Below are 6,127 nucleotides of genomic sequence, written 5' to 3'. Positions count from 1 at the left end.
CGCCGTCGTCGTGTCGGGCCCGTTCGTACGGGAGGCCGGACCGGACCGCCTCCAGGACAGGAGGCGACAGCCGCGTGAACGTGGTGTAGCGATCACACGTGCCCCCTGTGGATCTCCTCTCCAACCCCCGGCGTACGCTGTATGGCTGTCACAAGCCGCTCCTGCCGCTCCCCCGCGACATCGCGGCTCTCGGCACGGTTCGGGCTTACGGGGGAGACACAGGGGAGTTCGGGTGCTTGAGAGTGTGGGGCTGCTGACGGGCAGCCCATGGATCTACGCCGTGGTGGCCTTGTCCGTGCTGTTCGACGTGTTCGTGCCGGTGCTGCCGAGCGGGGTCCTCGTCATCGCGGCGGCGACGGCGGCCGCGGCCGGCTCCGAGGCGGCGACCGGGAACGTACCGGACCTCCTGCCGCTGACCCTCAGCGCGGCCACCGCCTCGGTCCTCGGCGACCTGATCGCGTACCGGCTGGCCCGGCGCGGCGGCGAGCGCCTCGACCGGGCCCTCGCCCGCTCCCGCCGCCTGACCGGCGCGCAGGAACGTCTCGGCGCGGCCCTCGCACGCGGCGGCGGCGCCCTGGTCGTCATCGCCCGCTTCGCGCCCGCGGGCCGCTCACTCGTCTCGCTCGGCGCGGGCGCCGCCCAGCGCCGCGTCCGCGAGTTCCTGCCCTGGTCGATCCTCGCGGGCCTGGCCTGGGCCGCGTACAGCGTCGCCCTCGGCTACTTCGGCGGCCACCTGCTGGGCACGACGTGGCTCGCCACGGGCGTTTCGCTGCTCGCGCTGTTCGGGGCGGGCGCGGGGGCCGCGTACCTGATACGGCGGCCGGTGGCTGAGACGGGCACGGGCGTCTGAGGCGTACGCGGCTGGTGCCCTGGCGCCTTATCTGGGATGCGTACGGGGTCAGTCGGCCCGGTGCGCGGCTGTCTGACCCCGCACCTCGAGCCCGTCCAGCAGCTCGGCCGTCGCCTCCGTGATCGCGTCGACCGCCCGGTCGAACACCTCGCGGTTGTGGGCGGCCGGGGCCCGGAAGCCGGACACCTTGCGGACGTACTGAAGGGCGGCGGCCCGGATGTCCTCCTCGGTGGCCTCTTCGGGGAGTACGGGTGGGCGGAGAGTCTTGATGCTTCGGCACATGGGTCCAGTTTCGCGCGTGTCCGGGGATCGTGGGGCGGGGATCGTGGGGGCGGGAACAGCTGCACCTGCTGGAACCGGGAGCGGCGGTACGCCTGCAGGGACGTACCGCCGCTCTCACCCCGTGCCGGTCAGCCCTCGGCGATCTCGCGGACCTCGACCGTGAGCATGAACTCCGCCGGGTGGATCTCGAGGAAGCGCTTGGCCCACTCCATGGCTTCGGCCTTGTCCTTGCACTGGGTGATGGAGTAGCCGCCGATCACTTCTTTGGTCTCGGTGAACGGCCCGTCGACCTGGTTGAACTTGCCGCCGGTCCAGGTGATCCGGGTGCCCTCGGCGGTCGGGTGCAGTCCGGCCGTGTCCAGCATGACCCCGGCCTTGGTGATCTCCTCGAGCAATGCGCCCATACGCTCATCGAACTCCGGGCCCAGCCCTCCGGCGGGAACGTCGTTCTCCTCGATACGGACCAGCGTCAGAAATCGCGGCATGGTGACTCCTCGGTCATCTCGGTCGCTCGGCGACAAGGACGGGGCTTCTCCCCGCCTCTCACCTGTGCGTCGAGCGGGCGACGGCGGAATCGACAACTGCCCGGAGATTTTTTGAGGACGTGTCGGAGGCTTGGCCTCGTCAGCCGGTGAGGCTCGTCAGCCCACGAGGATCGCGTCGATCTGGCCGACCGCTTCCTGCAGGCCTTCGACCATGCCCATGTTCACCATCTGCTCCATCTGTTCCCGGGAGTCGAAGGTCGAGCGCATCTCCATCCGGGTGCCTCCCTCGCGCTCGGTGAGCTGCACCCGCACGTTGGTGGTCGGCTGGTCGGGGCTCGGCTTGCCCTCTTGGTCGGCGAAACCGTCGGTGAACTCCAGTGACGTCGGCGAGGTGACCGAGGTGATGCGCCACCAGCCGTAGTGCTTCTCGCCCTCCGGGCTGGTCATGAAGTAGCTGACGTCCCCGCCCGGGGTGAGGTCGTACTGCTCCACTGTCGCCGGGTAGGTCGGCGGTCCCCACCAGCGCTCCAGCTGCCGCGGGTCGGCCCACAGCTGCCACACCCGCTCGACGGGTGCGGAGAAGTCGGCGATCAGGGTGAGGGTCAGGTTGTCGAGGTCCTTGTCCACACTGGTGACGGTCATCTGTCCGGTCCTTCCGTCGGGTCGTTCTCCTCGGGGTCCTGTGCGAGCAGACGGGACATCCTGTCCACTCTCCCGCGCCAGGCCGTCTCGAGCTCGTCGAGCGCCTGCCGCGCGCGGCCCACCGCATCGGGGTCCATACGCACGAGCTGCTCCCGTCCGCGGCGCTGCTTGGTGACGAGTCCGGCCCGCTCCAGTACCGCGACGTGCTTCTGCACCGCGGCGAAGCTCATCGGGTAGGCCTCGGCCAGCCGTGACACCGACATCTCACCCCGCACACAGCGGCGGAGGATGTCACGGCGCGTGGCGTCGGCCAGCGCGTGGAACAGGCGGTCCACGGTCTCGTCGGTCATGCCATCTACAACCATTTGGTTGTACGTTAGCGGAGGGCGCCCACCTTGTACAGGGGTTCACGCATCTGTCAGCGCAGGTCGAGCCGCATCAGGACCCGGGGATGACCGGCCAGCACGGAGGTGGTGTCGGCGGCGTGGACGAAGCCGGCGCGTTCGAAGTTCTTCCGGATCCCGGCGTACGCCATCGTCAGGTCGACCTTGGCGTCACCGTTGTCGAGCGGGTACGCCTCGATCGCCGGCGCACCATGAGCACGGGCGAACTCGACGGCGCCGGCGATGAGGGCGTGCGAGATGCCCTGCTTCCGGTGACCGGGGCGTACGCGGATGCACCACAGCGACCAGACCGGCAGGTCGTCGACGTGCGGGATCTTGCGGTTGCGAGCGAAGGACGTATCCGCGCGTGGCGCCACGGCCGCCCAGCCGACCGGCTCGTCACCGTCGTAGGCGAGCACTCCCGGAGGGGGTTCCGTACGGCACAGTCCGGCGACGTACTCACCTCGGGCCGGTCCGCGAAGCTCGTTGTTGAGCTTGGACGGGATCCGGTAGCTCAGACACCAACAGACGTTGGCCCCGGGCGACTTCGGCCCGACCAGAGCACGGACATCCTCGAAGACCGAAGCCGGGCGAACCTCGATGACCATGGCTCCACGATGCCACGGCGTACGGGGGCGCCGCCGCTCCGTCCGCCTTCGTCTTCGTCGGCACGCCCGTCGTGGGCGGCACGCCCGTCGTGACTGAGCAGCCGGGGGCTTACAGCAGCACCGGCGCGTGGAATTCGCCGAGGCCGGAGGCCAGGTCCCGGTCCAGCCAGTAGCGGCGCGGCTCGGCGAGCATGACGTCGACGCTGACGGTGATGATGCCGGGGATCCTGGCCAGCTCGTTGTCGATGAAGTGCGCCACGGCGGAGCGGTCGGTGACCAGGCCGGTGGCGAGTACGGACATGTCGCTGGCGACGTGGGCGGCGAGCCGGGTCTGGGGGAGCCGGTCGATACGGCGCATGACGTCGGGGGTCTCGCCGGGGGCGACCCGTAGGCGGAGCATGAACGGGGTCTGGAAGCCGAGCCATTCCGACACGATCTCCAGGCGCGGTTTGACCCATCCCTCGTCGAGGACCCGGCGGACGACGCGGTGCGCGGTGGAGGTGGCCAGGTCGGCGGCCCGGGCGATGCTCGCGGCGGATGCGCGGCTGTCCTGCATCAGCTGGGCGACGACGGTGCGTTCGGCCTCGCTGAGCGGTTTGGCGGGGGGTGTCGCGGTCGCGGTGCCCTCGGGGCGGGCGCCGGCGAGTTTCAGCAGCTCCGCCCTTTCGGTGTCGGTGAGGAACTGAGGGTCCCAGGTGTGACCCCGGCGATGGGTGCTGAGGGCGGGCAGGGCTTTGACGCGGCGTACGCCGGGGACGGAGAACATCCGGTCGATCGCCTCGCTGGTGGCCGCCTCGGAGGGGGCGTGGACCACGGCGTAGAGGGGGTGGTCGCCGGAGATCTGCGCCAGGAGCTGGAGGTGGGGCAGGTCCTGGAGCCGGCGGAGGACGGCGAGCGGGGTTTCGCCGGTGATGTCCAGGAAGACGTGGACCGGCATCGCCGTGGAGTGCATGCCCCAGTCGGCCTGCCCGATCACGCGGACCATCCGGGCCTCGTACAGCCGGTCGTAACGGCGCTTCAGCGTGCTGGCGTCGGCGGACAGGATCCCGCCGATGTCGTCCCAGGTGGCCCGGGGTGCCAGGTGCAGCGCGCCGATGAGGCGCCGATCGAGATCGTCGAGGAGGGGGCGGGTCATAGTGCATCACCTTAGACTGCCGATTAATCCCACTGTTACATCCAGGGTCTAGAGAATCTCTCATTCGACTGCCATTGTTCGCAGGAACATCCCTCAAATGCCCGAAGAGGTACCGATGAGTGCCACCGCGACCCCACCCCAGCCGACCGAGCCACAGTCGAGAGTCCTGCGCGCCGCGTTCCGCGCGTTCGCGGGGATCGAGAAGGTCGGCAACAAACTGCCCAACCCGTTCTGGCTGTTCTGGATCCTCGCGGGGGTCGTCGCCGTCCTCAGCGCCGTACTGGCGGCGGTCGGCGTCAGCGCCGTGCACCCCGGCACGGACGAGACCATCAAGGTGGAGAACCTGCTCAGCAGGGACGGCATCACCATGGCGGTCGAGGGGGCCGTCGACAACTTCGCGGCCTTCCCGCCGCTGGCCACCATCCTCACCGTGATGTTCGGCATCGCCGTCGCCGAGAGGAGCGGACTGTTCTCGGCCCTGCTGCGCCGGATGGTCGCGCGGGTGCCGGGCAGGTACCTGACCTTCGCCCTGTCGATGACGGCCATGGTCAGCCATGTGGCCGGCGACGCCGCCTACGTCACCCTCATCCCGCTCGGCGCACTGGTCTTCCGTGCGGCGGGCCGCAGCCCGGTGCTCGGCTGCATCGTCGCGTACGTCTCGATCTCCGCCGGCTACGACGCCTCCCCCTCGCTCACCACCACCGACGTACTGCTGTCGGGGATCTCCACCGCCGCCGCCCACACCATCGACGCGGACTACGTCGTCACCCCGGTGGCCAACTACTTCTTCGGCCTCGCCTCGTCGGTCCTCGTGGCCCTGGTGATCACGCTCGTCGTCGACAAGGTCCTCGCCCGCCGTACGGACCTGGAGCCCGACGAGCCGGTCGCCGCACTGAACGCCGACGAACTGGAGGCGATCGAGGTCACCGACCAGCAGCGCCGCGCCCTGCACGTGACCGGACTGGTCGCCCTGGGCTTCATCGCGTTCCTGGTGGTGGCGATGATCCCTTCGTCCTCACCGCTGCGCGGCGAGCACGGCGGCATCGTCGACTCCTCACTGATCGGCGGGATGGCGCTCGTCCTGGGCCTGTTCTTCGCCGTGCTCGGCACCGTCTACGGCCGGATGACCGGTACCTTCTCCGCCTCCCGCGACATCATCGCCGCGATGGTCGACGGCACCCGCTCGATGGCCCCGATCCTCGTCCTGTTCTTCGCGATCTCGCAGTTCCTCGCCTACTTCAAGTGGACGAACATCGGCGACATCCTCGCCGTCAAGGGCGCCGAGACGCTGCGTGACCTGGACATGAGCGGCTGGACCGTGCTGGTCGGCGTCGCCGTGCTGATCACGTTCATGAACCTCGTCATCACCAGCGGCTCCGCCCTGTGGGCGCTGGCCGCGCCGGTGATCGTGCCCATGCTGATGCTCATCGGCATCGAGCCCGAGACCACCCAGGCCGTCTACCGCGTAGCCGACTCGGTCACCAACTGCGTCACCCCGATGAGCCCGTACTTCGTGATGGCGCTGGGCTTCATCCAGCAGTACCGCAAGTCCGCCGGCATCGGCACCCTGGCCTCCTTCACGATCCCGATCGCCGCCGTCGTCTGGGTCGTCTGGGTCGCGTTCTTCGTGGCCTGGTACCTGCTGGGCATCCCGTTCGGCATCAGCTGACCCCGTCCCGCCGCCTGACCTCGTCCTGCCGCCGAGGAACGCCACCCCCCACTTCGTACGAGAAGCCTCCTTC

At 69.6% G+C, this 6,127-nt stretch carries 8 protein-coding genes; 2 read left to right on the top strand and 6 right to left on the bottom strand.

Features of this window, described 5'->3' with window-relative positions:
* Window positions 1-232 precede the first annotated feature (232 nt).
* Entirely contained in the window at window positions 233-850 is a 618-nt protein-coding gene (locus IEZ21_RS22220; RefSeq protein WP_033320645.1) for a DedA family protein, read from the top strand.
* A gap of 48 nt (window positions 851-898) precedes the next feature.
* On the opposite strand, the gene IEZ21_RS22215 is transcribed toward IEZ21_RS22220, so the two are convergent.
* The 6 genes from IEZ21_RS22215 to IEZ21_RS22190 form a co-directional block, all read right to left on the bottom strand.
* Window positions 899-1,132 carry a DUF2277 domain-containing protein gene (locus tag IEZ21_RS22215; protein ID WP_189323665.1) on the bottom strand — a complete coding sequence of 78 codons (234 nt, stop codon included), beginning with the start codon at window positions 1,130-1,132 and terminating at the stop codon, window positions 899-901.
* Between the two features lie 128 nt (window positions 1,133-1,260).
* Window positions 1,261-1,617 (bottom strand): YciI family protein, encoded by a 357-nt coding sequence (locus IEZ21_RS22210; RefSeq protein ID WP_189323664.1) that lies wholly within the window; start codon window positions 1,615-1,617, stop codon window positions 1,261-1,263.
* A 156-nt stretch (window positions 1,618-1,773) separates the two neighbouring features.
* Window positions 1,774-2,259 (bottom strand): SRPBCC family protein, encoded by a 486-nt coding sequence (locus tag IEZ21_RS22205; RefSeq protein ID WP_189323663.1) that lies wholly within the window; start codon window positions 2,257-2,259, stop codon window positions 1,774-1,776.
* Entirely contained in the window at window positions 2,256-2,624 is a 369-nt protein-coding gene (locus IEZ21_RS22200; RefSeq protein WP_189323662.1) for an ArsR/SmtB family transcription factor, read from the bottom strand. Before IEZ21_RS22200 ends, IEZ21_RS22205 begins: the two co-directional genes overlap by 4 nt.
* Window positions 2,625-2,677: 53 nt before the next feature.
* Window positions 2,678-3,250: a GNAT family N-acetyltransferase gene (locus tag IEZ21_RS22195; protein WP_189323661.1), complete on the bottom strand. Its 573-nt coding sequence runs from the start codon at window positions 3,248-3,250 to the stop codon at window positions 2,678-2,680.
* A gap of 109 nt (window positions 3,251-3,359) precedes the next feature.
* Complete coding sequence (locus IEZ21_RS22190; protein WP_189323660.1) at window positions 3,360-4,385, bottom strand: Lrp/AsnC ligand binding domain-containing protein; 1,026 nt, start codon at window positions 4,383-4,385, stop codon at window positions 3,360-3,362.
* 115 nt (window positions 4,386-4,500) lie between these two features.
* Here IEZ21_RS22190 and IEZ21_RS22185 point away from each other — a divergent pair, with 115 nt between their 5' ends.
* Window positions 4,501-6,054: an AbgT family transporter gene (locus IEZ21_RS22185; RefSeq protein WP_189323659.1), complete on the top strand. Its 1,554-nt coding sequence runs from the start codon at window positions 4,501-4,503 to the stop codon at window positions 6,052-6,054.
* Window positions 6,055-6,127 lie beyond the last annotated feature (73 nt).

This window comes from Streptomyces flaveus (assembly GCF_014647675.1).
Taxonomy (GTDB): Bacteria; Actinomycetota; Actinomycetes; order Streptomycetales; family Streptomycetaceae; genus Streptomyces; species Streptomyces flaveus.
This window is presented reverse-complemented; position numbering and strand designations above follow the sequence as displayed.